Here is a 26,079-nt window from a genome sequence, read left to right on the forward strand (position 1 = left end):
TACCTATAGAGCATAAATACGACCCGTACACACTTAATTTTCTTAAAAAAATTGCAGTCATTATTTGCCATCTTAAATGACCGATATGTTCATGAAGAATTAACAAAATCTTTATTTCGAAGGCTGAGATTTGAACGCATGAAACTGTTTGACTCTGATGCTGGCGACGATATAATTTGGGAAGCTATCCAAAATAGCGATGAGCGTGCATTTAAGCTGATCTTCAACCGTTTTTTGCCTACATTACTAGCAACCGCAGGCCATTACCTAAATGATGAAAGCACCTGCGAAAACATTGTACAAGACATTTTCCTGAACATTTGGTTAAGAAGAGAATCTCTTGATATCAAGGATTTTAAAAGTTATTTTAAAGCTTGTACAAGGTATGAGGTATATAAAGTCTTGCACCAGAGGAGAAAGTCTAATAAAATTGTTTTCACAGATGAGCCTCTCGAAAACCAAATAACCTACTCAGTTAACGATGGGGAGGAAAACATAGGCGTTGTAGAGCTCAAAAGCCAGATTAACCGATATTTAGAATCCCTGCCAAAACGTTGTAAAGAGATTTTTTTACTCAGTAGGCAAGAAAATCTGAGTAATACTGAAATCGCTGCAAGGCTTGACATTTCCAAAAGAAGTGTTGAAAACCAAATTACCGCTGCGTTACATCATCTCAGACTAAACCTTAAAAATTACACGCCGATTACCACTTCGGTTGTTGTTTCCTTGCTGCTCAGCAGTTCTTACGGCAACTCAATTGCGAAGTCGATTGACAACCCGAAATCAAAACAACATTCAAGCAGGATTTTTAAAACCTAGGTGCCCCGCAATATTTTTTCCATTTTCTTCCCTTTGGCTAACTCGTCAACCAGTTTATCCAGGTAGCGGACTTTTTGAGTAAGTGGATTTTCAATATCTTCTATCCTGTAACCGCAGATCAAGCCGGTAATTAGGCCAGCGTTAGGGTTAAGGGAGGCCTGACTGAAAAACTCTTCAAAAGTATTACGTTTTTCAATTTGCGCGTTGATTTGTAACTCATTAAAACCAGTGAGCCAGGTGATCACCTGATCCAATTCTGCTTTTGTCCGCCCCTTTTTTTCCACTTTTGTTAAATATAGCGGATAGACCGAGCCAAAGATCATTTTGGCCATGCGTTCATCGTGCGTGTTCATTTGGAAAGTGATTGCATGTGTTTATCAATAAAGCTAGCCATGTCTGCAAAGTCCGGAAGCGGACTGATCAGCATTGCTAGTCTGAATAATTTCATACCTAAAGATAATGAAGATTCGAACTAAAACAATAAACGCTAATTTATTGTCTGTATGAAGCTTGCCTAACCATTTCTTGTCATAGATCAATGTGGCACCGGAATTTCAGGTTTACATTTGTTTACAGAATATAGAATTATGGAAATTGGAATAGACAGCTTTGCCTCGGCAATGTACGGCAGCAATGCATTGAGTAGTGTTGATGCCATGGAGCAACTACTAGAAAGAATTGTTCTGGCTGATGAAGTTGGGCTCGATGTTTTCGGCATCGGCGAACATCATAAAAAAGAGTTTCTGGACTCTGCGCCTGTCGTGATACTGGCCGCAGCAGCAGCAAGCACGAAACGTATTCGCCTAACCAGTGCCGTTACGGTATTGAGCGCCGCAGATCCTGTGCGTGTTTACCAGAGCTTTTCCACATTGGACCTGATATCGAAGGGTCGCGCTGAGCTGGTTGTTGGCAGAGGCTCTTCCGTAGAGGCTTACCCTCTTTTCGGTTTTAGCCTGAACGATTATGATGCTTTATTTAAAGAAAAACTGGATTTGTTATTGAAGGTACGTGACCAGGAGTTTGTAAGCTGGTCTGGCAAATTCAGACCAAGATTGGACAATCAACCAGTATATCCAAGAGCGTTGCAGGAAAAACTACCGGTTTGGCTTGGCGTTGGGGGAACACCTGAATCTTTTGTGCGAGCAGGAACTTTAGGATTGCCTTTAATGGTTGCTGTTATTGGCGGTGAAACACACCGTTTCCGTCCCTTGGTTGATCTTTACCGTAAAGCCGGACAGGCTGCAGGATTTACTCCAGATCAATTGAAAGTTGGCTTACATTCGCCAGGCTATGTTGCTGCCAGCGATGAAGAAGCCATTGCAGATTATTACCCTGGGTATGCAGAACTGTGGACCAAACTTGGCAGGGAACGTGGATGGCCAGCCGTAACAAGGGAACAGTTTGATGGTTTAAGTGCGGAGCGAGGTGTATTGGTAGTTGGAGGCCCTGAACGGGTGGCAGAAAAACTATTGCGCCACAGCGAAGCCTTAGGAGGTGTAGACCGCTTCACGTTCCAGATGGACAATGCCGGACTAACCCATAAGCAATTGATGAAGTCGATAGAATTGATTGGTACGAAAGTCATACCCTTGGTAAATAAGAACAGCTAATAATAGATATAAGAAACGGGGAATAATCCTAAGACTACTCCCCGTCATCTAAATTAACGCTCTCATTAGTATTAACAAATGAAGTGCATGAATGTTTGAAAATTATAAATTACTTTGAATTAATCTCTCTAAGTCGGCCACCGGGACTACGCCAGATTGCCTCCACAGGATTTTACCATTCTTAAATAAAATGAGCGTGGGCACGCCACTTACACGGTAAGCTGCTGCGGCCTGCTGATTTTTATCGACATCAATTTTAATGATGCTGGCTTTCTCGCCTACCCTGCTTTTTAAATCAGTAAGCATAGGTGCCATCGCTTTGCAAGGGCCACACCATTCGGCAAAAAAATCTATTAAAACGGGTTTATCCTGATTGATTATCTCTTGAAAGTTCATGTTGTTATGTCTTAATGAATAGCTCTCCTAATTAACACCTAAGGGATGGAAATGGTTTGCTTAGACCACTTTGCTTAGCCGGGCGACTGCATCATATAACAAAGGAATCTGCTTTTCATTAATCCTTAACTTGGCATCTTCCAAACCAAACCACCCAGCTTCGTCTACTTCAGGAATATGCATTGTCTTACCGGATTTTGGAGGCCATTCTAAATCAAAGCTATTGCTGACCAATGTTGCAGGATCAAACTGACCAGATAAAGCCCAGCAGAAAACTTGCTTACCTCCCTTTTGTATGATAGGGTTCAGTTCAATAAAATTACCAGATGGTCGATACCCTGTCTCCTCTTCAAATTCTCTAATTGCTGAATCCAGGGGATCTTCATAGGGATTTCCTTCTCCTTTTGGTATGGACCAGGTTCCATTGTACTTGTTTTTCCAAAATGGACCACCCGGGTGAACCAGAAGGAACTGAATGCCGTTCTCAATGAACCTGCACAATAGAATACCAAAGCTTTTCTTCATCGAATTTATAACATGAAGGTAACAGGATTGTTTAGCAAGGTTATTCCTCATGTGATGTATTTTTTACAAATTGCAATTTTACAGCCCCTCGCATGAGCACGAATTTAAACAATGAACTGGTCGCCAAACCACACTACCCAATACTAGACGGACTTCGCGGAATTGCCGCAATTATAGTGGTGACCTTTCACCTGGCCGAACCTTTTTCTACCAGCAATTTAGATAAATGGGTTAATCACGGCTACCTGGCGGTAGACTTTTTCTTTTTGTTGTCGGGTTTTGTGATTGGTTATGCTTATGACGATCGCTGGACCAAGACGACAGTTAGTGGCTTTTTTAAACGGAGGATTATTAGGCTGCAACCAATGGTGGTTTTGGGGATGACCCTTGGTGCGATTGGATTTTATTTTACAGATTCAACACTTTGGCCGCTCATTCATACAATTCCCTTATGGAAGATGCTGCTGGTGATGTTGATCGGTTACACCATCCTGCCTGTGCCACTATCTCTGGACATCCGTGGCTGGGAAGAAATGCATCCGCTGAATAGTGTGGGTTGGTCGTTATTTTTCGAATACATTGCCAATATACTATATGCGGTATGGATCAGGAAATTTTCCAAAACAGCATTGAGTATATTAGTCGGCATCGCTGCCATTGCCCTGGCTCACCTGGCGATCACTAATGGTGATGTGAGTGGAGGCTGGACTTTAAATGTACCGCAGGTGCGGATAGGACTAACAAGAGTGATGTATCCTTTCTTTGCCGGATTGTTGCTTTCCCGTTTGGCCAAACCTACCCGGATTAAAAATGCTTTTTTATGGTGTAGTATTCTTGTGGCGATCGTATTGTATATGCCACGAATTGGAGGCGCAGGGCAGATTTGGATGAATGGGATCTATGATTCGCTTTGTATCATCATCGTTTTTCCGCTAATTGTTTACCTTGGCGCCAGTGGTATGATGCAAAGTAAGCAAGAGCAAAGGGTCTGCAAATTTTTAGGTGACATCTCCTACCCCCTTTACCTGGTACATTACCCGATTGTTTATTTCTACGTAGCCTGGGTTAGCAATAACAAAGGAATAACCATGGCGCAGGCATGGCCTTATGCTTTAATGATTTTGATTGGTGCCGTAGTATTGGCCTATGCCGCATTGAAATGGTATGATGAGCCGGTTCGGAAATGGCTGCAAAAAAGGTTTGCTTAGCAATAAACCTAATTGGCGTTAAGAAATAAGCGCAGCTGCTCTGGATGATCAGTACCGATCCAATCGACACCCAGACCTTCCAGCTCTTGCCAGGTACGCTTGTCGTCTGCCGTACCCCAGAACCGAAAGGGCTTATTCCAGCTGTGAGATTTTTTTACAGCCTCCATAAGTTTTAGTTTTTCCTCCGCGGGCAATGGAGTTTTACCATTCCAGGAACTGAAAGTGCTGATGCTTTCACTTACCATACCCAAACGCTTAAGCTGCTCAGGACTATAAACATTTGTGTTACGCCCGTCGAAAAAGATATAGTCGGGATAGTCCTTAAAGTTAGCTGGCGAAGGAACATCACCGCTAATTAAAATTTTAACGGCGCGCTTATTTATGCCTGGATCAAAAAATTTAAGGTACGGCTTAAGCTCGGCTAGCAGTTCTGCAAGTACCTCTTTATGGTTGGTCTTCACATCAATGAGTAACTGTAAGGTTTTGATTTTATCGGAATAGATATAACCCTTATTGTCTTTAAAAGCTTTTGCGATAGGCATCAGGTAAAGCTTCTCCAGGCTGCGCGCGGGATCAGTGTCCTCTTCGTTGTGCGCAACGAGCAATTTTCCTCCTTTAAAATAAACATCTGCTTCAATAGAAGCCATTCCCGCAGCATATGCAGTATAGAATGGAGACGATTGATTGTAATCGTTATGACTATGCCCTTTGCTTTTTTGCTGAGCTGCTGCACCAAAACCAATTAGCAACAGCACTAAAAATATGGAATTCCTCACCAGATAAAGGTAAGAACATTCTTTTAGGCGCCAGCATTTTGCCTGTTATCAAATTATGAAATCGCTGGGAAGTAAGCTTGCTTTTAACACAAACATAACCTAAAACTTAAGCTATGGTAATTTGATGAAGATAGTTTCGCAACTTAATTTATAACCATAAAAATGAAAAGAAACCTACTATTTGGCTTTTTAATAATTGCCTTGATCAGCTGTAAAAAAGATCAGCCCATGATTGAGGAACCTGGATTTTTCGTGAATGAAGATGCTGCAAGCTTCGTAGAAAGTGGATCGTTTGATGTGGGTGAAACCGGTGCTGCTGAAATTACCGCTTTTGATCCCTCAACCAGCAAATTGTACGTAGTTAGAAACGAAAATGAAGGGTTGCCCAATCAGTTAAACCAGATTGAAATTATTGATTTCAAAGATCCGGCTGCAATGAAATCCATAGGTTCTATAAGCATGGTGCCTTTTGGCGGAGCTGTAAACAGTTTGAGCGTAAGTGATGGTAAACTTGCAGCCGCAATACAAGCAACAGATAAACAGGCCAATGGAAAGATAGTGGTGTTTAAGACCAGTGATAATTCTAAAATAGCCGAAATTACTGTAGGTGCGTTACCGGATATGGTGACCTTCTCGCCGGACGGGAAATTTATCCTTTCTGCTAATGAAGGTGAACCAAATGCGGCCTACACGAATGATCCGGCAGGAACAGTATCTATTATAGCTGTTGCGGATAACTATGCCGTAACTACCCTTGATTTCTCTTCAATGGCGGGACAACTGACCGCTTTAAAAGCAAAAGGATTTAGGGTTTTTGGTCCGGGTAATAACTTTGTAAAAGACATAGAGCCTGAATACATCACCATTTCTTCTGATTCGAAAACGGCCTGGGTGACCCTGCAGGAAAACAATGCGATTGCTAAAATAGATATCTCTGGTAAAAACATCACCAATATTTTTCCTCTAGGCTTTAAAGACTATAGCGTTGCTGGCAACGAAATAGACCCAAGTGATTTGGATGGATACAAGCCGGCAAAATGGAATATTAAGGGAATGTATCTTCCAGATGGAATAGCTGTACTAGAAGATGGCGGAACTCCATATCTATTTACAGCCAATGAAGGTGATGCCAGGGAATATGATGGCTTTTCGGAAATACTCCGTGTAAAAAATAACGGCGTAAAACTAGATCCAACTGCTTTCCCTAATGCAGCTACCTTAAAACTAGATGCCAACCTTGGCAGACTTAACATTACGACTACACTGGGTGATACCGATGGGGATGGCGACCTTGATGAACTTTATTCACTAGGATCACGTTCTTTCAGTGTTTGGAACGGAAGCACTGGAAGCCAGGTTTTCGACAGCAAGAATGAACTTGATACCAAAACCGTAGCGGCTGGAGTATATGATGATGGAAGAAGCGATGACAAAAGCGTTGAGCCTGAGGGAATAACCATTGGAACAGTTGGCACAAAAAAAGTTGCTTTTGTTGGAATGGAGCGTGCAGATGCTGTTGCGGTATATGATGTGACTGTACCCACAAAACCTGTGTTTTTACAATTGTTAAAATGTGGGGATGCTCCGGAAGGAGTGCTATTTATACCAGCAAAGAACAGCCCAACTAAAAAGAGTTTGTTGGTAGTAAGCAGTGAAGGCGACGGGGTAATTAAAGTTTATACGCCAAAAACTATCTAGAAATAAACAGTTAATCGGGATAATAGATTAATTTTATCCCGATTAACTTATTTCAAATGAAAATTATAAAAAGTACTGTCATTTACGCAATTGCCTGCTGTTTATTAATAGGCAATTCGGTTGAAGCACAACAAAAAAAGACAACAGTAGCAAAAAAGGCTCCGGTTGCATCAAAAAACAACGGATCTGCAGTGATTCCGCAGGACCCCAGCGTTAGAATTGGTAAATTACCAAATGGGCTTACGTATTACATCCGTAAAAACGTGGAACCTAAAAACAGGGCAGAACTTTACCTCGTTAATAAAATAGGTTCACTGATGGAGGAAGACAATCAGCAAGGCCTGGCTCACTTTACTGAGCATATGGCATTTAACGGAACGAAAGACTTTCCGAAAAATGAAATGATCAATTACCTGCAAAAGGCAGGAGTACGATTTGGCGCAGACTTAAATGCGTATACCGGCTTTAACGAGACCGTGTACCAATTGCCAATTCCAACGGATAGTTCCATGCTTTTCAAAGCCGGATTTAAGATACTGGCCAATTGGGCAGGAAAAGTGCTGATGGAAGGTGATGAAATTGATAAAGAGCGGGGCGTAATTATAGAAGAAGACCGCCAAAGAGGAAAAAATGCGCAAGAGCGGATGAGCAAACAATTGCTGCCCGTATTGCTTAAAGGTTCCCGTTATGAAAACCGCATACCCATTGGAAAAACTGATATACTACAGAACTTTACTTACGACAAGATCAAAAACTTTTATGCAGACTGGTACAGACCGAACCTGCAATCTGTAATTGCTGTTGGTGATTTTGATGTAAACGCTGTAGAGCAATTAATTAAAGACAACTTTACGTCACTTAGAAATCCAGCGAGCCCGAAACCGAGGTTGAAATATGACCTGCCTGACAATAAAGAGCCGCTGGTAAAAATTATTACTGATCCTGAACAGCCGTATAATGTTGCAACAGTGATCTATAAACAACGCGGCAAAGTGACCACTACCGTAGCAGATTATAAAAAGGAAATCATCATGTCTATGATCAATAACATGATCGGTGCAAGGTTCCAGGAGATTTTACAAAAAGGTAATGCACCGTTTCTATTTGCTCAAAGTAGCTACTCTGCCTACCAGGGCGGTCTGGTTTCTGGCATTAACGCTTACCAGACGGTTGCAGTGGCCAGTTCAGGCGCAACACTTGAGAAAGCGCTTACAGCTGCCCTTACTGAAAATGAACGCATGAGCAAATATGGATTTGTACAATCAGAACTGGATGTGGTAAAAAAGAATATCCTTGCAGGAAATGAAAAACAACACCTGGAAAAAGATAAAACTGCCTCTATTAAATTCGTTAAGGAGTATCAGGATAACTTCCTGAACGGAAGTGCAATTCCTTCTATGGACTGGGACTATGCGGAGACGAAGAACATTTTGGCAAACACCACATTGGCTGAGGTAAACGCATTGGCCAAAACGCTGATTACAAAAGAGAATCAAATTATCCTTGTACAGGCTCCTGAAAAAGACAAAGCAACTTTACCAACAGAAGCGCAACTGCTGAATGCCGCAAAGAATGCCGCAAACGGAATAGTGGCTTATGTAGACAATACCGTGAATAAACCGCTAATTGCCAACAAGCCAGTTGCAGGTAAAATTGTTAGTGAAAAGAAGATTGATGCCATTGATGCAACAGAGCTAACTTTGAGCAACGGCATCAAAGTGGTGCTAAAACAGACCTCATTCAAGAACGACCAGGTATTGTTCAGCTCATTTTCTAAGGGAGGTTATTCCCTGGCTAGTGATGCCGATTACAACTCTGCAGAAGAAGCCGAAATCATCTCTCAAAGTGGAGTTGGAGAATTTAATCCGAGCCAGCTAAATAAACTTCTCGCCGGAAATACCGCCAGGGTAGGATCATACATTGATGACCTTTACCAGGGTTATGGCGGAAGCGCTTCTCCAAAAGACCTGGAGTCTGCTTTTCAATTGGTTTATGCTTATGCAACTACGCCACGCAAAGATGTTGAAATATTTAACAAGAACATGTCGGACAGCAGGGTGGTCATTGCCAATAAAAACGCGAACCCAAATGCCGTATTTTCTGACACCATCCAGTCGGTACTTTCCTCATACAACAAGCGATCACTTCCAACTACACTTGCTGATTTGGATAAAATTACGCTGGATAAGGCTTTTGCTTTTTACAAAGACAGGTTTGCAGACAATGGAGAACAAGTTTTCGTAGTTGTTGGCGCTTTCGATCTGGCGAAAATAAAGCCGCTGATCGAAACCTATTTGGCAAGCTTACCTACATTAGGCAAGAAACAAAACTTTGTGGACAACGGCATCAGACCTCCAAAAGGAAAGGTGGTGAAGACGGTTTACAAAGGTTTGGAAGATAAAGCATCCGTGCAACTGTACCTGCATGGCGACTACGAATACAACATGGACAATAACATCCAGCTTGACGCAGTTAAAGCCGTTTTAGAGATTAAAATATTAGAGCGTTTGCGTGAAAAAGAAAGCGGTGTTTACAGTCCGAATGTTGGCCTGAGCTTACAAAAATATCCAAATGCTCATTACTACGTCACGATTTCATTTAGCTGTGCCACTGCAAATGTGGAGAAACTAATTGCTGCTGCACTTGATGAGGTAAGTAAGATCAGGACTAGCGGTGCATCTGCAGACGACATCAGCAAGTTCAAATCTGAAGAAGTACGCCAATATGAACTTAGCCTTCGTGATAATGGGTACTGGCTTGGGTATCTGTCAAACCGTTTAAAATATGGCGACGACTTAGATCAGAATAAAGCTTATGTGCAAAAAGTAAATGCAGTAACTGTGGAAAGCAGCAAAGCGGCCGCCCAGCAATACTTAAATGCAGAGAATTACATACGATTTGTACTGATGCCAGAGAAGAAATAAACAGGACTAATTTGAGGCTGTCCCAATCCGGACAGCCTTTTTTGTATTCCAAAGTTTTGTTATATTTATTAGACCAAACAGACCAACATGTCCTTACCAAATATTTTTGCTGCTGAAGTTTCAGATCAAGTGATTAAAAGAATTCAGGAACTGACACCTGAAAGCCCTGCAATGTGGGGAAAAATGAGCGTAAGCCAGATGCTGGCCCATTGTAATGTGAGTTACGAACTGGTCTATGATGATTTCCATCCAAAGCCGAATGGCTTTATGAAAATGATATTGAAATTTTTAGTTAAGGGAAAAGTAGTTAGCGAAACGCCTTACAAGCCAAGCAGCCCTACTGCCCCAGCCTTTATCATAAAGGAACAAAAGGATTTTAATTTAGAGAAAACCAGGCTAATTGACTACATCAAAAAAACCCAGCAATTGGGTGAGCGTGAATTTGACGGAAAAGTATCCCATTCTTTTGGTCCGCTCAATAAAATGGAATGGAACAATATGTTTTATAAGCACCTGGATCATCATTTGAAACAATTCGGGGTATGATCAGATTAAATCAAGATACGCCATCAGACGTATTACAGGATATTAAAATAGGGAGTTTAGTAACGGATACTTTTAGTAAAACCGGTCTGGTTGAAGAAATACTGATTAGCGATGATGGTTTGTACAGAATTTACGAATTTAACCTGGTTACGGGAAGGACCATTACGATTAAGAAGTAGCAGTCTGTTCCTGCTCTTCTTCGGCCATCAACTCCTTTTTTTCAGGGTCTAGTTCTATATTACCTTTCTTATCCTTTTTACCAAAGAGAATGGGGTAAATAAGCATCAATGACCCCGCAATAAACAGGAATCCCGCCAACGTGAGCACGAAAGAACTGTTTTCATTCTTTTGTTCTGACATTATTTTGTAGGCAATTAGTGCAAATACACCCAGTGCAAATGCGATTACTGCTTTTTGAAGTTTTAAGATACGTATCATGCTGAAAATATTAGCGTACAACACATTGATATAAACAAAAATCAAACCACAATATCTGCTTCAATTTCTCAATCAAAAACCCTAACTTTGCATCCTTAATTTTTGACGATACTTGATTGATGTATAGGGAATTTAAACAATTAGAACTAGCTAAAATAGGGAAAGAGATACTTGATTTTTGGAAGGAGGAAAACATCTTTGAGAAAAGCATTTCCAGCAGACCAAAATCAAATCCGTTTACTTTCTATGAAGGTCCGCCTTCTGCGAATGGTATGCCGGGTATTCACCACGTAATGGCACGTGCCATTAAAGATATTTTTTGCCGGTACAAAACCCTTAAAGGATTTCAGGTTAAAAGAAAGGCGGGCTGGGATACGCACGGACTTCCTGTAGAACTGGGTACTGAAAAGGAACTGGGCATTACTAAAGAAGACATCGGAAAAAGCATTTCCATAGAAGAATACAACGAGGCCTGTAAACGGACGGTGATGCGTTATACCGACGTATGGAACGACCTTACTGAGCAGATGGGCTATTGGGTAGACATGAAGGATCCCTATGTTACCTACAAATCCAAATACATGGAAACAGTATGGTGGCTGCTCAAAGAAATTTATAACAAAGGTTTAATTTATAAAGGCTATACCATACAGCCTTACTCGCCAAAAGCAGGTACAGGATTGAGCTCGCACGAGGTGAACCAGCCGGGTAGCTATCGTGATGTATCTGATACAACCATAGTGGCACAATTTAAAGTGTTACCTGCTTATTTAGAAGCCATAAGTAAGGCATTTGGCCTGGCAAATGCGGTTGAAGATGTTTACATTTTAGCATGGACTACCACTCCATGGACGTTGCCTTCGAATACTGCACTGACAGTTGGACCAAAGATTGATTACGTACTGGTTAAAACATTCAATCAATATACCTACCAGCCAATTGTAGTTGTATTGGCTAAAAACCTGGTGGGCAAACAATTTGGCAAAGGTTTTTTTGAAAGTAATACAACTGCCGACTTTGAAAACTTTAAGTCGGAAGATAAAAATATCCCTTACCAGATTTTAGGGGAATGCAAAGGTGCGGACCTGGTGGAAATCAGGTATGAGCAATTGTTAAAGTTTGCATTGCCGTATCAACATGCTGAAAATGCGTTTCGTATAATTTCTGGTGATTTCGTAACTACTGAAGATGGTACAGGTATAGTACACACTGCTCCTACTTTTGGCGCAGATGACGCGAAGGTAGCGAAGGAGGCTAAACCAGAGATACCGCCAATGTTGGTGCTGGATGAACACGGTACCCCTATTCCATTGGTTGATTTACAGGGACGTTTTACCGCACATGTTGGGCCATACGCAGGCAAATACGTAAAGAACGAATATTATGATGCCGGACAAGCTCCTGATAAATCTGTTGATGTAGAGCTTGCGATACAACTGAAGGAAGAAAACCGCGCATTTAAGGTAGAGAAATATGTGCACAGCTATCCGCATAGCTGGAGGACTGACGAGCCATTACTTTATTATCCGCTTGATTCCTGGTTTATTAAAGTGACAGACATTAAGGACCGTATGTTTGACCTGAATGAAACCATTAACTGGAAGCCAAAAGCAACCGGGGAAGGCAGGTTTGGCAATTGGTTGAAGAATGCCAATGACTGGAACCTCTCCCGATCAAGATATTGGGGCATTCCGCTACCAATTTGGCGTACTGAAGATAAACAGGAAGAGGTATTGATTGGTTCTGTGGAAGAACTTTACCATGCAATTGAAAAATCTATAGCAGCGGGATTTCAACAATCCAATCCATTTGCCGGATTTGAAATCGGAAACATGTCTGACGAGAATTACGAGCTGGTTGATCTGCATAAAAATGTTGTAGATGAAATTACGCTGGTATCGCCATCTGGCAAACCGATGAAACGGGAAGCAGACCTGATTGATGTTTGGTTTGATTCTGGTGCGATGCCTTATGCACAATGGCATTACCCATTTGAGAATAAAGAGAAAATTGATGGTAATGAAGATTTCCCGGCAGATTTTATAGCGGAAGGTGTGGATCAGACACGAGGCTGGTTTTATACGCTGCATGCCATTGGAACCCTCGTTTTTGATAAAATTGCTTATAAAAATGTGATTTCTAACGGGCTGGTTTTGGATAAAAATGGCCAAAAGATGTCTAAACGACTGGGCAATGCTGCGGATCCATTCCAAACTATAGCGGAATACGGCGCGGATGCAACGCGTTGGTATATGATCTCGAATGCGAATCCCTGGGACAACTTGAAATTTGACATTGAAGGGATAGCGGAAGTACGAAGAAAATTTTTTGGAACATTATACAATACCTACGCTTTCTTCGCTTTGTATGCGAATATAGACCAGTTTGCCATTGATGAACAAAATTTGACGCCAATAGCTGAAAGATCAGAACTGGACAGATGGATATTATCGTTATTGGAGACCCTGGTTGCAGAAGTTGACGAAAGTTACAATGCTTATGAACCTACCAAGGCTGCAAGAGCGATCCAATCCTTTGTAGATGAACACCTCAGCAACTGGTACATCCGATTATCACGCCGCCGCTTTTGGAAAGGTGAGATGACCGATGACAAGAAAGCTGCTTATGAAACCCTCTATACCTGCCTGATGAGCATCTCGCAGTTGATGGCGCCGATTGCTCCTTTCTTTGCTGACTGGCTGTTCCTTAACTTAACTGCAGGAAAGAGCGGTGAGAAATTGGAATCGGTACACCTGACCATTTTGAAGGAAGCAAATACCGAACTGATAGATCAAGAACTGAATGAACGGATGCGACTAGCGCAAGATATATCTTCAATGGTCTTATCACTTCGTAAAAAAACAAGCATCAATGTCCGTCAGCCTCTGGCTAAGATTTTAATACCTGTACTGGACAGTAAATTTGCTGAAAGGGTAAACCTGGTAAAAGAGTTGATCCTGTCGGAAACAAACATCAAAGACATTGAGTACATCACGGACACTGCCGGGTTTATTACCAAAAAGATCAAGCCCAACTTTAAGGCCCTTGGTCAGAAAGCCGGTAAAGATATGAAAGCCGTAGCCCAGGTTATCTCCGGGTTTAATCAGGATGATATTGCAAAAATGGAAAGCGATGGTGAGATCAGCATCCTGGATGATAAATATGTGATTTTGCTAAGTGATGTGGAAATAATGGCTGAGGACATTCCCGGATGGCAGGTGGCCAATTTGGGAAGTTTAACAGTAGCGTTGGACGTAACCATTACTGACGAGCTTAAGCAGGAAGGATTATCAAGAGAACTGATCAATAGAATTCAAAATTTAAGGAAAGAATTAAATTTTGAAGTGACAGACAGAATTAACGTGGCTTTACAGAAGCATAACTTGATTGCAGAAGCAGTAGCGCAAAATAAAGCCTACATTTGCTCCGAAATTTTAGCGGATGAGCTTGTATTGGCAGACAGCATAGATAACGGAAACAAAATAGTGATCGATAATGTTGAATTACAAATTTTGGTTTCAAAACAATAATTAACATGGAACCGTCATGATTTTCCAAATCAAACAATAGATTAATCATGACAACCCCGTCAAAAACAACTTAAAAAAGATGGAAAAATCTACAAAAACAAGGTATTCTGACAGCGAATTACAAGAATTTAAAGAGCTGATCCAAGGGAAATTACGAATGGCGAGAGAAGAGTTTCTTGATTTGACGAATTCCTTAAGCAGTCCAAATTCTAATGGAACAGAAGATACTTCAGGCACCTATAAAACGCTGGAAGATGGATCTGCGACGCTGGAAAAAGAACAACTGAATCAACTGGCCGCCCGTCAGAAAAAGTTTATTGAAAACCTGGAAGCTGCCTTAGTACGCATTGAAAACAAAACGTATGGCATTTGCAGGGAGACTGGAAAATTGATTCAAAAAGAACGTTTACGTGCGGTACCACATGCTACTTTGAGTATGGAAGCTAAATTGAAGCAGTCGTAATGAAGGGGTATACTAAACCTTTATTGATCATATTTCTGGTGTTGCTGGCAGATCAGGTATTAAAAACCTGGATCAAAACCCATATGTACATCGGCCAGGAATTTAAAATTATTGGCAACTGGTTCATTATCCATTTTACGGAGAATAACGGGATGGCTTTCGGACTGGAGTTTGGAGGCGAATTTGGTAAACTTGCATTGTCCTTATTCAGAATATTTGCTGTGGCCGGAATAGGCTACGGACTACACCATCTGATCCAAAAGAAATATCATCGTGGATTGATATTGAACGTAGCATTGATTTTTGCGGGAGCATTGGGCAATATCATAGATTCTGTAATTTATGGAAAGATATATGGTTATGCGGAGCTGTTCCACGGAAGAGTTGTAGATATGTTTTATTTCCCAATTCTTGATGGACATTTTCCTCAATGGCTGCCTATTTGGGGCGGAGAGGAGTTTGTGTTTTTCAGACCGGTATTTAACATAGCTGATGCTGCAATTTCAGTTGGGGTAATCATCATTTTAATTTTCCAGAAATCGTATTTCAAGGAGGATGTTAAAGAAGAAATAGGCCCTAACAATGAGGTAGTTGAGGAATAATTTCAAATTAAAATAAATTTTCTTGTGGAATTGGTATGATAATTACATCTATCTATCAAACACAATTGAAAATTTAAATATTATGAAAAAGTTATTAACCCTTGCCTTCGTTGCTTTGATAAGTGTAAGCGCGATGGCCCAACAAGTAGATCTTAGAAAAAAAATAAGTGTAAGTGGTACTGCAGAAATGGAAGTTACCCCTGATATTATTTACTTAAGCATTTCCTTGAAAGAATACCTGAAAGACAACAATAGCAAGAAGAAGGTTGACATTACTACCCTGGAAAACCAATTGTTTTCTGCAGTTCAAAAAGCCGGACTGGATAAAGATAATCTAACGATCAACAACCTGTCTAGTTATAACTATGCCACTGAAAAGAAAAAGAACCCGGATTTTTTGGCCAGCAAACAATACCGCTTAAAGGTAACAGACCTGAACAAATGGAATGAGATTATTGGCGCTGTTGATGCTAAAGGGATTGCTTATACCAATGTGGAAAGCTATGACTACTCTAAAATTGAGTCGCTAAAAAGAGAGCTTAAAACCAAAGCCTTATTGGCTGCAAGAGTAAAAGCTGCTTACCTGGTGGAGGCACTTGGCGATAAATTGGGTAGCGTAATTGATATACAGGAGGTGAACAACGAGCAATATCCACAACCAATGTACCGCGCAAACGTAATGATGATGAAAGCGGAAAGTGCAGATATGGCCGCACCTGCTCCGGAAATAGATTTCAAAAAAATAAAGCTGAGCTACATTATGAATACGGTTTTTGAGATTAAATAATCTTGATTGACTTAAACAGTATACAGTTTTTTAAAGAAAACTGTTTAAAAGCCTACCAAACAACTTTGGTAGGCTTTTTGATATTATCTCCACGTATCACAAAACCTAAAAGATTATGAAAAGATTAATTTACTCCTTAGTGCTGATTTTTACATTGGCAATTAGCGCAAACACAGTATCTGCAGCAGAGACGAAAGACAAAGCGAAAACAGAGATGACTGCTGAACAACAAGTTCAGTTGCAACTGATCAAAAACCGCGTTGAAGAAATCAAAGCAATGGATAAATCTAACTTGACGAAAGCGGAAAGAAAAGAGTTGCGTAATGAACTAAAAGAAATGAAAAAACAAGCACGTGCAATGAGCGGTGGTGTTTATCTTTCTGTTGGTGCAATTATCATCATCATTTTATTATTGATCTTAATTTTATAAAATAAAATTTTTATCATCTACCCTATTGAAAAAGGCCCCCATTTGGAGGCCTTTTTACGTTACAAATATTTGATTTAGAAGAACTACGAAGCCATTTACGGATAGAAAAAGTTACTGCTAATCAATGTACTCAAATCCTGTATACTTTACGAGTGCCTCAGGAATCTTAATCCCTTTCTCTGTTTGGTTGTTTTCTAGCAGAGAAGCCACAATCCTTGGCAATGCCAGAGCGCTTCCATTTAAGGTATGCGCCAATTGCGTTTTACCTGTGGCACCTTTGAATCGCAACTTTAGGCGGTTACTTTGATAGGCTTCAAAATTTGAAACAGAAGAAACCTCGAGCCAGCGCTGTTGAGCTGCACTCCAAACCTCCATATCATAAGTCATAGCAGCCGTAAAGCCCATATCTCCACCACATAGGCGCAATACGCGGTAATGCAAGCCAAGCTCCTGTAAAAGCGATTGTACGTAAGTACTCATTTCTTCCAATACCTCGTAAGATTGATCTGGGTGCACCACCTGAACAACTTCTACCTTATCAAATTGATGAAGACGGTTTAGTCCGCGTACATGTGCCCCATAAGATCCGGCTTCGCGACGGAAGCAAGGCGTATAGGCCGTATTTTTTACAGGAAGTTCCTCCTCCTTGAGGATAACATCTCTGTACAAGTTGGTCACCGGGACTTCAGCCGTTGGGATAAGAAATAAGTTATCTACCCCGGCATGATACATTTGCCCCTCCTTATCTGGTAGCTGTCCGGTACCAAAACCAGAGGCCTCATTTACAAGATGCGGTACCTGCATCTCACGATAGCCCTGAGCTGTGGCATGATCAAGAAAAAAGTTGATCAAAGCGCGTTGTAACCTTGCTCCCTTCCCTTTATAAACAGGGAAACCAGCACCGGTAATCTTAACACCCAGTTCAAAATCAATAATGTCATACTTGGCGGCCAGTTCCCAGTGAGGCAAAGGATTTTCGGGTAAAATTGCGGGCGCACCATGTACAAACACAGTTTCATTCTCTTCAGCTGTACTGCCCGTTTTCACAAAATGGTGTGGAAGGTTAGGGAGCTGAACAATGAGGTTGTGCAATTTGAGCTCTGCAGCAGCCAGTTGATCTGATAATTTCTTATGCTGATCTTTATTTGCAGTTGTTTGCCCCTTTAATACTTCTGCCTCTTCCTTTTTGCCATTGCGCATTAAGTCGCCTATCTGTTTTGCAGCGGAATTGGCAATTGCAGAAAGGTTATCCAGCGAAGTTTGAATTTGTCTGCGTTCTTCATCAGTGTTGATAATTTCATCTACCAATTCAGGTTGTTTGAAATTGCGTACGCTTAATCGTTCTAAAACTTTCTCTCTATTTTCGCGGATATAATTAACTTGCAGCATTATTTGATATTTTGAACAAAGATAATAAGAGTTACGTGTTATTAGGCAAACTATTTCTTGTTCCAACCCCAATTGGGAACCTGGAAGACATGACTTTTAGGGCCATAAGGATTTTAAAAGAGGCGGACATTATTCTTGCTGAAGACACACGTACCAGTGCGCCAATGCTTAAACATTTTGGCATAGATAAGAAGGCCTACTCCCACCATCAGCATAACGAACATCAGGCAACATCTGAAATTATTAAATTTCTGAAAGAGGGAAAAAATGTTGCCCTAATTTCTGATGCAGGAACACCGGCTATTTCAGATCCTGGGTTTTTCCTGGTAAGAGAGGTAATAAAACACGACATACAAGTAGAATGCCTGCCGGGTGCTACTGCCTTTGTACCGGCATTGGTAAACTCAGGCTTACCCTCTGATTCCTTTGTTTTTGAAGGATTTCTCCCGGTAAAAAAAGGAAGGCAAACCAGGTTTAAAAAGCTGGCCGGGGAAGACCGGACAATTGTTCTGTATGAAAGTCCGCACCGGCTGCTAAAGACATTGGAAGAGTTTGCACAATACCTGGGCGAAGACCGACAGGCATCGGTAAGCAGAGAGCTGACCAAGCTATATGAAGAGACGGTTAGGGGAACGCTGTTAGAGATTAAATCACATTACGAAAACAATATATTAAAAGGAGAATTCGTAATTTGTATTGCAGGAGCCGAACCTAAAAAACAAAAACGAAAAAATGATACTGATAGATAGATTTTTAAGTGACGAACAAGACCCAAAAGCTGTTGAAAGGGTATTGGGCAAATTGAATGACATGTTGAGCAGCAATGAAGAACTGATTTATCTTGCTGTACAAAAAAAACCTGCTGTTAATTTGCTGCCAGATTGTATTGCAGTGAGCACCAAACGTTTGTTTTATTGTGAGCCAGGTAATTTTGGGATTACCATGAATTTTAAAGACATCTCCTGGAAAAGCATTAAAGAGGTTTCTTTTAAAGAGGAATTTTTTGGTTCTAAATTTATTTGCGTTCCGCAACACGGCGAAAATATCATCACAGAATATATACCAAAGGTACAAGCCAGAAAACTGTATCAGGCTGCCTATGAACAATTAGAAAACTTTAAAGAGCAACTGCATCAAAGCGAATTAGATGAAAAACGCTCCAGTCCATCGCCAGTGACGGTCAACGCGGTTGTTGAAGAGCAACCCATACCAGCAAAGGAACCAGAAGTTTTTGCTCCACCAGCAGTTGTGCCCCAGGAAGAGCCGGAAGATGAAGCAACGCTAAAACTTAGGAAGTTGAAAACTTTGTATGATAAGCAACTGATTACACAGGAAGAATATGAAGCTAAAAAAGCAAATATTCTTGACACCTTATAATTCTATTTAGCCTAGATGAACGCCAAGCACCCCCTATTACTGGCCATCACCAGTGCATTTTTGATGTGGTTGGCCTGGCCGCCAATTCCGTATACTACGCCCCTGCTTTTGGTAGGACTGGTACCTTTATTAATAGTAGTTAACTCCATTCAAAATGACACCCGACCTAAAAAAGGAAAAAGGGTATTTCTATTTGCGGGACTAACGTTTGTAATTTGGAACACGGCATCAATCTACTGGGTTTATAATGCAATTAGTGCCATCAACGATCCGTTCACTTCTATTTTAGTATCCCTCATCCCTTATGGTTTGGGTGCATTACTCATGACATTCTCCTTTTGGATGTACCACAGATTGAGCAGGATAGCGAATAGAACGATTGCTTATGTAGGTTTAGTGACCTTTTACATCTCCATGGAATACTTACACCAAACGTGGGATTTGTCATTCCCGTGGATGACCTTGGGGAACGGTCTTTCGGACATGCATCAACTGGCACAATGGTATGAATATACAGGCGTTTACGGGGGTTCTGCATGGATCCTAATCAGTAATATCCTGGCCTTTGAAGCCTACAAAAAGGTAATACAGCCCGGTCCTGCATTAAAGCCCATAGCAATATGGTTGATATGGATCATTATTCCGGTTGCGATTTCATTAACTTCTTATTATAAATACACAGAGCAAGTAGCACCGGTAAATGTTGTGGTAGTGCAGCCGGATATTGATCCTTATGAGAAATTCACCAGCATGTCTAGCATGGATCAACTTCACATCCTCACTAGGCTTTCTGACTCCTTAGCTCAGCCAAACACAGAATATTTCATCTGGCCGGAAACCGCAATTCCACAACCTACCGTTGAAGACCGTATAAGGAGCAGTGCTGAGTTCATCACAGCGCAATCTTTTTTAAGTAAATACAAGAACGGAACGATCATTACCGGAATTGAAAGCGTAAAGTTGTACAACGATAAAGAAACAGTATCTGCAAAGGTGAATTCGAATGGCGGCTTTCTGGATAATTATAATGCGGCATTACAAATAGAAAATTCGGCAAACGTGCAATTTTACCATAAATCTAAATTGGTTCCTGGCGTAGAAAAGATGCCCTTTCCAAACGCACTTTCAGTACTAGGACCCATATTTGAAGGCTTTGGAGGAACAATGGGCGGCTGGGGTTGGCAAGATAAACCCGGAGTATTCTATGCTTACAGTGGCATCGGTGTGGTGCCTGTAATTTGTTATGAATCTTTATGGGGCAGCTGGATTGGAGAGGCTGTTAAAAACAATGCTCAGTTTATTGCGGTGATTACTAACGATGCCTGGTGGGGAAATACTTCTGGTAAGGACCAGCATTTGCGATATGCAAAATTACGTGCTATAGAAACCCGACGTTACGTGGTTAGATCGGCCAATACTGGCATATCTGCAATTATTAATCAAAAAGGAGACATTACACAGCAAACTAAGTGGTGGACAAGAACAGCATTAAAAGCCGACATCAACATGAACGATGAGCTGACTTTTTACGTGCGAAATGGCGACTTGATTGCTATTTTTTCATACCTGTTAGGGGGACTACTGGCCTTATTCGTTTGCTTTAGTAAACTAAAATCTACGTTTAAGAAAGATACTTCCCTACAATAGGCATTCTTCTGCCCATCCCAAATGCCTTTGGAGAAACCCGAAGTATGGGAGGTGTTTGATAGCGTTTGAATTCAGCATTATTTACCATTTTAATCACTCTTTTGACCAGGGCTTCGTCAAATCCCTGAGCGATAATTGCTGTAGAACTTTGCTTTTGTTCTATGTATTGAAAAAGGATTTTATCCAGCACATCATACTCTGGCAGAGAGTCTGAATCTTTTTGATCAGGCCTTAATTCTGCTGATGGTGGCTTGCTGATCGAGTTTTCGGGAATCATCACACCATCTTTATTGATAAACCTTGCCAATTCAAAGACCTGGGTTTTGTACACATCTCCAATCACCCCGATCGCGCCGCACATATCTCCATAAAGTGTACCGTAGCCTACAGCACATTCGCTTTTGTTTGAGGTATTTAATAAGATGTACCCAAACTTATTGGACATCGCCATTAAAATTAATCCGCGGCAGCGGGCTTGAATATTTTCTTCGGTGAGGTTAGGAGGCAGGCCTTTAAATGCGGGCTCCATGATCCTGTCAAATGTATCTGCGGCTTCCTTTATGGGTATGATCTCATATGTACAACCAAAATTTCTTACCAGATCCATAGCATCCTGAATGGAATGGTCTGAAGAATATTTTGAAGGCATTAAAACCGCCATTACATTTTCCGCGCCAAGCGCCCGGCATGCTAGAGCACATACCACTGCAGAGTCAATCCCCCCGGAAAGTCCCAGCACTGCTTTGGTAAAACCCGATTTCTCAAAATAATCCCTGATTCCTAAAATAAGCGCTTCGTAAATCTGTTCAATATCAGAAACTGGTTGATGTATAACCGGTGCATGACCAACTACATGGCCGTCTTTCACTTCAAAGACTTGCAAATCTTCCTCAAAATAGCTCATCTCGCACAGTAAATCGCCGTTGCGATCAAATACAAGCGAACCACCATCAAATACAATTTCTGTTTGCGCACCAACCTGATTGACATATAATAATGGCAGATTATATTTTTTTGCATTATCGGCCAGCACCACCATGCGCTCATCGTCGTGGAAATACGAGAATGGTGAAGCGGCTATATTGATCATCAAATCTGGCTTTTGTAAGATGAGCTGATCCATTGGATTGGATACATATAGCGGATTGTCATTGATATTCCACAAATCTTCGCAAATGGTGAGGGCAATTTTCCTTCCCTTAAAATTAATGCATTCAAATAAAATACCTGGCTCGAAATAGCGGTACTCATCAAACACATCATATGTTGGCAACAAGGCCTTTTTTACAGTTGCTTTAATTTCGCCATTTTCTATGAAATAGGCGGCATTATAAAGGTCCTTACCGGCCAGCTCTGAATTTTTAACAGGCAGACCAATGATACAGGCAATTTCTTTACAATGTGAAGCGATCTCTAACGCAGCACTATGGCATAACGCAATAAATTCCTCAAATTCCAGGAAATCACGCGCTGGATACCCACATACCGCAAGTTCAGCAAATACAACCAGCTCTGCTCCTTGTTCTTGAGCAAGGTTAATGTGATCAATAATTTTACTGGTATTGGCTGCAAAATTTCCAATGTGGTAATTGAGTTGGGCAAGGGCTATCTTCATCTGGAATTGGTAAATCTATTTAGAAAAACACGCCAAAGTTTATACTGATATAATGATTTTTGACCGTAGTATTTTTATCGCTGGTAATATCTGTAAAACCATTGTTAAAGGTAAGCCCGGTAGTTATGCTGGAATTTGCAGAGATATCGAATTCTGCACCCGCGCCAATAATCAAACCCGCACGATAAAATTTCATGTCGTCCGTAACTTTTACATCCTTCGAAACACTGTTACCCGCCAATTCGGTATCTTGTTTAGCACCGATATTGATTCCGTTGGATAGACCGAACTGCCCATAATAACGCGCATTGTTTATTTTCACAGTTTTTAGCTTTAATGTAAGTGGAATCTCGACATATTGCATTTTGTACTTTAATCCGTACTCCGTTTGTGAAGGAGTACCTCCCGCAGGGGTTGTGGTAACGACCTCTTTACTCTTACCATTTATAGTAGTGACGGTAATTCCGGTTGCGAAACTATAATTCTGTGTGAAATTAAAATCGCCCATTAAACCATAAGAGAAACCCAAAGAAACACCATCGCTTTTACCAACCTCCGGCTTTACCCAGCCAATTGTTGGATGTGCTGTTAAACCCAATCTAAACCCATAATAGGGAGAAGATGAATCTTGTGCAAATACACTCCCTGTAAAAAACAAAAGCAATAAACCTATAAATGTTCTTTTCATAATTATATTTGTTCTTAATGTTGTACCAGCTATTATTCCGCCAAAGCTATCTATTTTTTCTATTAAAAGCTATTAAGCCATTTCACACCGCTGTCATAGTTGCTATAGTCAGTCTGGCCGTATTCAGTTCCTGCAAACAACAAACCAAACCAGATGTAAGTGGAATTCCACTTCATATTACCATCAAAAGGTTTGATAAGGATTTGATTGACGGGAAAGGAAAAGATGTTGAGAAAACAGATGCAATGCTGAGTGATAAATATGGAGCATTTTATAAAGACTATGTTAACAGAATGGTGGGAGACGGCAGCTATAGTGGCACGCAAATTCTATCAACGCTTTATAAGGACCAGGCATATACCGACCTTAATAGCGAGGTGGAGTCTGCCTTTTCCAACACAAGCAATCTGGAGGCTGATTTAACTGAGGCATTTAAATACATCAAATATTACTACCCAAAGTCTAAAACACCCCAATTTATTTCTTTTATATCCGGATTTGCTGTTCAAACTCCAATTGGGGATGATTACATTGGTATAGGTTTGGATATGTTTATGGGCCGAAACAGCAAATTTTATAAAGCGATTGTACAGAGCGTACCAATTTATCTTTCTCGCCGTTTCTCTCCAGAATATGTGGTACCGAGATTGACTGAAACCTTTGCACGCGAGGAGCTTTTCCCGGAAAAGGATGAGGACAGGACACTGCTATCTAAAATGATCCAAAACGGTAAAATCCTTTATTTTATGGATAAGGTATTGAATGATAATGTCCAGGACACTATAAAAATTGGCTATTCTGCAAGACAAATGGAATGGTGTAATACCTATCAGGCAGACATTTGGGGGTTTTTCCTGGAAAACAACCTCTTGTTTGAAACTGACTACCAAAAAATACAAGTGTACCTGAGTGAAGGGCCTTTTACACCAGGTCTGGGAAACAAGAACGAATCCGCACCCAAGCTTGGCGTTTGGATTGGCTGGCAAATTGTGAGAAAATACATGCAGCAAAATACTAACGTGAGCCTCCAGCAACTAATGGACGAAAAGGATGCACAGAAAATTTTGACGCTGTCAAAGTATAAACCTAAATAATACCATATGAAAGTAGGAATTGTTTTATCAGGGGGTGGCATAAGGGGCATCGCACATTTAGGTGTTTTAAAAGCATTTATAAATGCAGGAATTAAATTTAATCACATTAGCGGTACCAGCGCAGGTGCAATAGCCGGGGCATTTTACGCGGCAGGTATTGATCCGGAAGAGGGATTAAATATTTTCATCAAAACAAGATTGCTGAGGTTTATCAGACCTGCAGTAGGATCATTAGGACTAATCAATATTGAGCACACTTCTGAATTATTGAAAGAATACTTCCCTGAAGATCGCATCGAAAGTTTGAAAATCCCCTTAACTATCGCCGCTACCAACTTTAGTGAGGGCAACCTTGTTTACTTCAATAAAGGCCCACTGATTAAAACCATACAGGCTTCGAGCTGTATACCGGGCATTTTTAAACCGATTATGATCAACGACCAGATGTATGTTGACGGTGGAATCCTGAATAATTTTCCGGTAGAGCCGCTATTGGATAATTGCGACTTCATTATTGGTTCCTCCTGTAATCACCTAAAATCTGTTGACAAAATCACTAACATCACATCCTTGGTAACGCGTGCAGGAATCATGTCCATTAACAAAGACATGGAACAAAAAGCGGCACTTTGCAACGTTTTAATAGAACCAAAAGGAATGGGGGAAATCAATACTTTCGATATGAAAAAAGCAGAAACTATTTATTGGCTTGCCTATGAGGAAACATTGAAAGCAATAAAAAGTAATGAAAGCTTAAAAGAACTGATCAAACCGCCAGCTAAAAAGCTAAGCTAGTTCATTGCAGGGCAATAAGTCGCTCTCCAACCAGTACCGGAATGGTATTACAAAGATTAAGCTGTAAACAAAATTTAACATCCTCTTCTATGTTGAGGGCAGCTAGTCTGTGACTGTGAGAAGATTTATGAAGATACGACCTTAAATCGTCCTTTGCCAGGTTATAGAGATCTTCAGCAGCAACGCTTGAATCATCAAAATGCGTAAAACCTTTACGGATTTTAGAAACCACTGCTCCTGCAAAAAGCGTGTCTTCAAGATTAAAATTATCTTTCCAACCCGCACATAAAAGCAATACATTTCTATTTTGTGCTGTTAACCATTCACACAAAAAATCCAAGTTTAAAAAGGAGCCCAACACTACTTGATGAGCCCTTGCATTTGCGAGGTGCAGGGCCTTGGTACCATTAGTAGTTGTCAGTACAACTGTTTTACCGCCTACTTTTTCCTGGGTGTAAGAAAATGGAGAATTACCAAAGTCGTACCCGGCAACTACTTCCCCATTTCGTTCTGCCGCAAGCAGATAACCCTGCGAAGCGTATTGAAGGCAATCTTCAACTTGTGCTACAGGGATAATTGCATCTGCGCCATTACTTATACCATAAACGATAGATGAGGTTGCTCTTAAGATGTCTATGACTACAACAATGCTTTCTTCAATTTCGTACAGGTCAAGTAAAGCAGGTGTTAAGCAAACCTCCAGTCGCTTTTCCATAATTCCC

Annotated in this window: 26 protein-coding genes; 17 read left to right on the forward strand and 9 right to left on the reverse strand. The window is 40.9% G+C overall.

All coding sequences use genetic code 11. The features are described from left to right. Positions 1-138 precede the first annotated feature (138 nt). A complete protein-coding gene (locus tag ACXZ1K_RS01235) occupies positions 139-819 on the forward strand; it encodes an RNA polymerase sigma factor (RefSeq protein WP_458971561.1) in 681 nt (226 codons plus the stop codon). Here the strand turns inward: ACXZ1K_RS01235 and ACXZ1K_RS01240 are convergent. Further along, positions 816-1,172 (reverse strand): DUF2200 domain-containing protein, encoded by a 357-nt coding sequence (locus ACXZ1K_RS01240; protein ID WP_458971562.1) that lies wholly within the window; start codon positions 1,170-1,172, stop codon positions 816-818. The genes ACXZ1K_RS01235 and ACXZ1K_RS01240 overlap by 4 nt on opposite strands. 234 nt (positions 1,173-1,406) lie before the next feature. On the opposite strand from ACXZ1K_RS01240, the gene ACXZ1K_RS01245 reads away from it, so the two are divergent. Then, positions 1,407-2,429 carry an LLM class flavin-dependent oxidoreductase gene (locus ACXZ1K_RS01245; RefSeq protein WP_458971563.1) on the forward strand — a complete coding sequence of 341 codons (1,023 nt, stop codon included), beginning with the start codon at positions 1,407-1,409 and terminating at the stop codon, positions 2,427-2,429. 102 nt (positions 2,430-2,531) lie between these two features. On the opposite strand, the gene trxA is transcribed toward ACXZ1K_RS01245, so the two are convergent. Further along, on the reverse strand, positions 2,532-2,825 hold the full coding sequence (gene trxA / locus ACXZ1K_RS01250) for a thioredoxin (RefSeq protein WP_458971564.1): 294 nt from the start codon (positions 2,823-2,825) through the stop codon (positions 2,532-2,534). A 60-nt stretch (positions 2,826-2,885) separates the two neighbouring features. Further along, on the reverse strand, positions 2,886-3,350 hold the full coding sequence (locus ACXZ1K_RS01255; protein ID WP_458971565.1) for an NUDIX domain-containing protein: 465 nt from the start codon (positions 3,348-3,350) through the stop codon (positions 2,886-2,888). Positions 3,351-3,442: 92 nt separating this feature from the next. On the opposite strand from ACXZ1K_RS01255, the gene ACXZ1K_RS01260 reads away from it, so the two are divergent. After that, entirely contained in the window at positions 3,443-4,558 is a 1,116-nt protein-coding gene (locus ACXZ1K_RS01260) for an acyltransferase family protein (protein ID WP_458971566.1), read from the forward strand. 8 nt (positions 4,559-4,566) lie between these two features. Here ACXZ1K_RS01260 and ACXZ1K_RS01265 read toward each other — a convergent pair whose 3' ends face one another. Then, entirely contained in the window at positions 4,567-5,334 is a 768-nt protein-coding gene (locus ACXZ1K_RS01265; RefSeq protein WP_458971567.1) for a phosphatidylinositol-specific phospholipase C/glycerophosphodiester phosphodiesterase family protein, read from the reverse strand. A gap of 162 nt (positions 5,335-5,496) precedes the next feature. On the opposite strand from ACXZ1K_RS01265, the gene ACXZ1K_RS01270 reads away from it, so the two are divergent. From ACXZ1K_RS01270 to ACXZ1K_RS01285, 4 genes are all read left to right on the forward strand, one after another. Then, the gene (locus ACXZ1K_RS01270; protein ID WP_458971568.1) at positions 5,497-7,032 is read left to right on the forward strand and encodes a choice-of-anchor I family protein; all 1,536 of its coding nucleotides are present in this window, start codon (positions 5,497-5,499) and stop codon (positions 7,030-7,032) included. Positions 7,033-7,088: 56 nt separating this feature from the next. Then, positions 7,089-9,956 (forward strand): M16 family metallopeptidase, encoded by a 2,868-nt coding sequence (locus ACXZ1K_RS01275; protein WP_458971569.1) that lies wholly within the window; start codon positions 7,089-7,091, stop codon positions 9,954-9,956. Positions 9,957-10,043: 87 nt separating this feature from the next. Then, the gene (locus ACXZ1K_RS01280; RefSeq protein WP_458971570.1) at positions 10,044-10,502 is read left to right on the forward strand and encodes a DUF1569 domain-containing protein; all 459 of its coding nucleotides are present in this window, start codon (positions 10,044-10,046) and stop codon (positions 10,500-10,502) included. After that, complete coding sequence (locus tag ACXZ1K_RS01285) at positions 10,499-10,681, forward strand: hypothetical protein (protein ID WP_458971571.1); 183 nt, start codon at positions 10,499-10,501, stop codon at positions 10,679-10,681. The genes ACXZ1K_RS01280 and ACXZ1K_RS01285 overlap by 4 nt, the downstream gene beginning before the upstream one ends. Here the strand turns inward: ACXZ1K_RS01285 and ACXZ1K_RS01290 are convergent. Beyond that, positions 10,671-10,940 (reverse strand): isoleucyl-tRNA synthetase, encoded by a 270-nt coding sequence (locus tag ACXZ1K_RS01290; protein ID WP_458971572.1) that lies wholly within the window; start codon positions 10,938-10,940, stop codon positions 10,671-10,673. The genes ACXZ1K_RS01285 and ACXZ1K_RS01290 overlap by 11 nt on opposite strands. A 119-nt stretch (positions 10,941-11,059) precedes the next feature. On the opposite strand from ACXZ1K_RS01290, the gene ileS reads away from it, so the two are divergent. The 5 genes from ileS to ACXZ1K_RS01315 all read left to right on the forward strand — a co-directional run bounded on the left by ileS (position 11,060) and on the right by ACXZ1K_RS01315 (position 16,752). Further along, entirely contained in the window at positions 11,060-14,470 is a 3,411-nt protein-coding gene (gene ileS / locus ACXZ1K_RS01295) for an isoleucine--tRNA ligase (protein ID WP_458971573.1), read from the forward strand. Positions 14,471-14,549: 79 nt separating this feature from the next. Continuing rightward, entirely contained in the window at positions 14,550-14,933 is a 384-nt protein-coding gene (locus tag ACXZ1K_RS01300) for a TraR/DksA family transcriptional regulator (protein ID WP_458971574.1), read from the forward strand. After that, on the forward strand, positions 14,933-15,535 hold the full coding sequence (locus ACXZ1K_RS01305; protein ID WP_458971575.1) for a lipoprotein signal peptidase: 603 nt from the start codon (positions 14,933-14,935) through the stop codon (positions 15,533-15,535). Before ACXZ1K_RS01300 ends, ACXZ1K_RS01305 begins: the two co-directional genes overlap by 1 nt. 82 nt (positions 15,536-15,617) lie before the next feature. Further along, on the forward strand, positions 15,618-16,322 hold the full coding sequence (locus tag ACXZ1K_RS01310) for an SIMPL domain-containing protein (protein ID WP_458971576.1): 705 nt from the start codon (positions 15,618-15,620) through the stop codon (positions 16,320-16,322). Positions 16,323-16,437: 115 nt separating this feature from the next. Next, positions 16,438-16,752, forward strand: a complete 315-nt coding sequence (locus tag ACXZ1K_RS01315) for a hypothetical protein (protein WP_458971577.1) — start codon at positions 16,438-16,440, stop codon at positions 16,750-16,752. 117 nt (positions 16,753-16,869) lie between these two features. Here the strand turns inward: ACXZ1K_RS01315 and serS are convergent, their stop codons facing one another. After that, a complete protein-coding gene (gene serS / locus ACXZ1K_RS01320; protein ID WP_458971578.1) occupies positions 16,870-18,141 on the reverse strand; it encodes a serine--tRNA ligase in 1,272 nt (423 codons plus the stop codon). Between the two features lie 89 nt (positions 18,142-18,230). Here serS and rsmI point away from each other — a divergent pair, with 89 nt between their 5' ends. From rsmI to lnt, 3 genes are read left to right on the forward strand one after another with little or no spacing between them, the layout of a single operon-like run. Continuing rightward, positions 18,231-18,890: a 16S rRNA (cytidine(1402)-2'-O)-methyltransferase gene (rsmI, locus tag ACXZ1K_RS01325; protein WP_458973220.1), complete on the forward strand. Its 660-nt coding sequence runs from the start codon at positions 18,231-18,233 to the stop codon at positions 18,888-18,890. Continuing rightward, positions 18,874-19,518 (forward strand): PH domain-containing protein, encoded by a 645-nt coding sequence (locus ACXZ1K_RS01330; protein ID WP_458971579.1) that lies wholly within the window; start codon positions 18,874-18,876, stop codon positions 19,516-19,518. Before rsmI ends, ACXZ1K_RS01330 begins: the two co-directional genes overlap by 17 nt. 15 nt (positions 19,519-19,533) lie before the next feature. Continuing rightward, positions 19,534-21,165, forward strand: coding sequence for an apolipoprotein N-acyltransferase (gene lnt / locus ACXZ1K_RS01335; protein ID WP_458971580.1), 1,632 nt, complete (start codon positions 19,534-19,536; stop codon positions 21,163-21,165). Here the strand turns inward: lnt and ACXZ1K_RS01340 are convergent. Together ACXZ1K_RS01340 and ACXZ1K_RS01345 are read right to left on the reverse strand one after the other, a co-directional pair. Further along, entirely contained in the window at positions 21,140-22,780 is a 1,641-nt protein-coding gene (locus tag ACXZ1K_RS01340) for an NAD+ synthase (protein WP_458971581.1), read from the reverse strand. The two genes, lnt and ACXZ1K_RS01340, sit on opposite strands and share 26 nt — an antisense overlap. 19 nt (positions 22,781-22,799) lie before the next feature. Beyond that, positions 22,800-23,468: a porin family protein gene (locus ACXZ1K_RS01345; RefSeq protein ID WP_458971582.1), complete on the reverse strand. Its 669-nt coding sequence runs from the start codon at positions 23,466-23,468 to the stop codon at positions 22,800-22,802. Positions 23,469-23,485: 17 nt separating this feature from the next. Between ACXZ1K_RS01345 and gldB the strand changes: the two genes are divergently transcribed. Further along, a complete protein-coding gene (gene gldB / locus ACXZ1K_RS01350) occupies positions 23,486-24,562 on the forward strand; it encodes a gliding motility lipoprotein GldB (RefSeq protein ID WP_458971583.1) in 1,077 nt (358 codons plus the stop codon). 6 nt (positions 24,563-24,568) lie between these two features. Further along, positions 24,569-25,357: a patatin-like phospholipase family protein gene (locus tag ACXZ1K_RS01355; protein ID WP_458971584.1), complete on the forward strand. Its 789-nt coding sequence runs from the start codon at positions 24,569-24,571 to the stop codon at positions 25,355-25,357. Between the two features lies 1 nt (position 25,358). Here ACXZ1K_RS01355 and ACXZ1K_RS01360 read toward each other — a convergent pair whose 3' ends face one another. Beyond that, complete coding sequence (locus ACXZ1K_RS01360) at positions 25,359-26,072, reverse strand: 2-phosphosulfolactate phosphatase (RefSeq protein ID WP_458971585.1); 714 nt, start codon at positions 26,070-26,072, stop codon at positions 25,359-25,361. Positions 26,073-26,079: the final 7 nt, after the last annotated feature.

This window comes from Pedobacter jaeyakensis, from assembly GCF_054461315.1.

Excerpts from the sequence above, each read along its gene's own strand:
- ACXZ1K_RS01300 (WP_458971574.1), top strand. The coding sequence starts at position 14,550 with ATGGAAAAATCTACAAAAACAAGGTATTCTGACAGCGAATTACAAGAA.
- ACXZ1K_RS01240 (WP_458971562.1), bottom strand. The coding sequence starts at position 1,172 with ATGAACACGCACGATGAACGCATGGCCAAAATGATCTTTGGCTCGGTC.
- ACXZ1K_RS01275 (WP_458971569.1), top strand. The coding sequence starts at position 7,089 with ATGAAAATTATAAAAAGTACTGTCATTTACGCAATTGCCTGCTGTTTA.
- trxA (WP_458971564.1), bottom strand. The coding sequence starts at position 2,825 with ATGAACTTTCAAGAGATAATCAATCAGGATAAACCCGTTTTAATAGAT.
- ACXZ1K_RS01280 (WP_458971570.1), top strand. The coding sequence starts at position 10,044 with ATGTCCTTACCAAATATTTTTGCTGCTGAAGTTTCAGATCAAGTGATT.
- ACXZ1K_RS01355 (WP_458971584.1), top strand. The coding sequence starts at position 24,569 with ATGAAAGTAGGAATTGTTTTATCAGGGGGTGGCATAAGGGGCATCGCA.
- ACXZ1K_RS01255 (WP_458971565.1), bottom strand. The coding sequence starts at position 3,350 with ATGAAGAAAAGCTTTGGTATTCTATTGTGCAGGTTCATTGAGAACGGC.
- ACXZ1K_RS01330 (WP_458971579.1), top strand. The coding sequence starts at position 18,874 with ATGATACTGATAGATAGATTTTTAAGTGACGAACAAGACCCAAAAGCT.
- serS (WP_458971578.1), bottom strand. The coding sequence starts at position 18,141 with ATGCTGCAAGTTAATTATATCCGCGAAAATAGAGAGAAAGTTTTAGAA.
- lnt (WP_458971580.1), top strand. The coding sequence starts at position 19,534 with ATGAACGCCAAGCACCCCCTATTACTGGCCATCACCAGTGCATTTTTG.
- ACXZ1K_RS01310 (WP_458971576.1), top strand. The coding sequence starts at position 15,618 with ATGAAAAAGTTATTAACCCTTGCCTTCGTTGCTTTGATAAGTGTAAGC.
- ACXZ1K_RS01260 (WP_458971566.1), top strand. The coding sequence starts at position 3,443 with ATGAGCACGAATTTAAACAATGAACTGGTCGCCAAACCACACTACCCA.
- ileS (WP_458971573.1), top strand. The coding sequence starts at position 11,060 with ATGTATAGGGAATTTAAACAATTAGAACTAGCTAAAATAGGGAAAGAG.
- ACXZ1K_RS01245 (WP_458971563.1), top strand. The coding sequence starts at position 1,407 with ATGGAAATTGGAATAGACAGCTTTGCCTCGGCAATGTACGGCAGCAAT.
- ACXZ1K_RS01285 (WP_458971571.1), top strand. The coding sequence starts at position 10,499 with ATGATCAGATTAAATCAAGATACGCCATCAGACGTATTACAGGATATT.
- ACXZ1K_RS01340 (WP_458971581.1), bottom strand. The coding sequence starts at position 22,780 with ATGAAGATAGCCCTTGCCCAACTCAATTACCACATTGGAAATTTTGCA.
- ACXZ1K_RS01235 (WP_458971561.1), top strand. The coding sequence starts at position 139 with ATGAAACTGTTTGACTCTGATGCTGGCGACGATATAATTTGGGAAGCT.
- rsmI (WP_458973220.1), top strand. The coding sequence starts at position 18,231 with ATGACTTTTAGGGCCATAAGGATTTTAAAAGAGGCGGACATTATTCTT.
- ACXZ1K_RS01290 (WP_458971572.1), bottom strand. The coding sequence starts at position 10,940 with ATGATACGTATCTTAAAACTTCAAAAAGCAGTAATCGCATTTGCACTG.
- ACXZ1K_RS01315 (WP_458971577.1), top strand. The coding sequence starts at position 16,438 with ATGAAAAGATTAATTTACTCCTTAGTGCTGATTTTTACATTGGCAATT.
- ACXZ1K_RS01270 (WP_458971568.1), top strand. The coding sequence starts at position 5,497 with ATGAAAAGAAACCTACTATTTGGCTTTTTAATAATTGCCTTGATCAGC.
- ACXZ1K_RS01305 (WP_458971575.1), top strand. The coding sequence starts at position 14,933 with ATGAAGGGGTATACTAAACCTTTATTGATCATATTTCTGGTGTTGCTG.
- ACXZ1K_RS01345 (WP_458971582.1), bottom strand. The coding sequence starts at position 23,468 with ATGAAAAGAACATTTATAGGTTTATTGCTTTTGTTTTTTACAGGGAGT.
- ACXZ1K_RS01360 (WP_458971585.1), bottom strand. The coding sequence starts at position 26,072 with ATGGAAAAGCGACTGGAGGTTTGCTTAACACCTGCTTTACTTGACCTG.
- gldB (WP_458971583.1), top strand. The coding sequence starts at position 23,486 with ATGTTGTACCAGCTATTATTCCGCCAAAGCTATCTATTTTTTCTATTA.